The organism is Halomonas sp. 141 (genome assembly GCF_002810305.1).
In the GTDB taxonomy this organism is placed as follows: Bacteria; Pseudomonadota; Gammaproteobacteria; order Pseudomonadales; family Halomonadaceae; genus Vreelandella; species Vreelandella stevensii.
The window spans coordinates 1-1,031 of record NZ_PINZ01000118.1 but is presented as its reverse complement, the minus strand read 5'-3'; the positions used below and the strand labels follow the sequence as shown (position 1 = coordinate 1,031).

Genomic DNA, 1,031 nt, shown 5'->3' with positions numbered 1-1,031 from the left:
CGCCAGCGCGGCGGCATACGCCCCACGCCCGTCGGCGAGATGCTGCTGGAGTACTGCGAGCGGCGCAGCGCCCTCGACGAGAGCTTTATCACGTCCCTCGAAGCCTACCAGCGGCTGGAAACCGGAACGATTTCCCTCACCGTGGGCGAAGGCTTCGTCAGCGACCTGGTGGCTTCTCCCCTGCATGAATTCACCCAGCGCTATGCGGGCATCCAGCTGGATATCCATATCGCGGGCACCTCCGGCATCATCGATGCGATTGTCGAGGATCAAAGCCATATCGGGCTGATGTTCCACGAGCGTACCCATCCGCAGCTGCGCTTCTGGGCCTCCAGCCCGCAGCCGTTGATGGCCATTCTGTCGCCGCATCACCCCTTGGCCGAGCAGCCCCACCCGCTCACCCTGGCTCAGCTCAGCACCCAGCCCATGGCCATGTGGGACACCACCCATGGCGTGCGCCAGATGGTCGACCAGGCGTTTCAACAGGCCCGCCTTGCTCCGCGCATGACCATGAACACCAACTCGATGGTGATCCTGGCGCAATACGTGCGCAGCGGCATGGGGGTGACGCTGCTACCGGCGTTTGCGGTCGCCCACGATCTGGACATCGGCAGCCTTGTCGCACGCCCGGTAGACGACCCGCTGTTTCAGCGCTCCCAGGCCCACATGGTCACCCGGGTGGGCCGCCAGCAGCCCAAGGCCAGCATCCTGCTGCTGCGCCACCTGCAGCGCTGGATGCAGGCCTTTCGGGACCCGGCGTCGAATCAGCCGACACCGCTGCCGTAGCCAAACGCCACGCTGGCCTCGGGTGCGGTTTCCACCCAGACGCTTTGCGGCACCGTGTATTCGCGCAGGCCGTCCAGACCGCTGGAGCGGCCAAAGCCGCTGTCGCCAAAGCCCCCGAACGGCGACATCACGCTGATCGCCTTGTAGCTATTGATCCATACCGTGCCCGCCCGCAGCTGCCCCGCCACGCGATGCGCTCGGGCCACGTCCTGGCTCCACACGGCACCGGCCAACCCAAACCGGGT

At 66.2% G+C, this 1,031-nt stretch carries 2 protein-coding genes; one reads left to right on the top strand and one right to left on the bottom strand.

The window, feature by feature from the left end:
• On the top strand, nt 1-786 hold a 786-nt coding region (locus CWI66_RS17590), incomplete at its 5' end, for a LysR substrate-binding domain-containing protein (protein WP_100732387.1).
• On the opposite strand, the gene CWI66_RS17585 is transcribed toward CWI66_RS17590, so the two are convergent.
• On the bottom strand, nt 765-1,031 hold a 267-nt coding region (locus CWI66_RS17585; RefSeq protein WP_157809011.1), incomplete at its 5' end, for an aldehyde dehydrogenase family protein. The two genes, CWI66_RS17590 and CWI66_RS17585, sit on opposite strands and share 22 nt — an antisense overlap.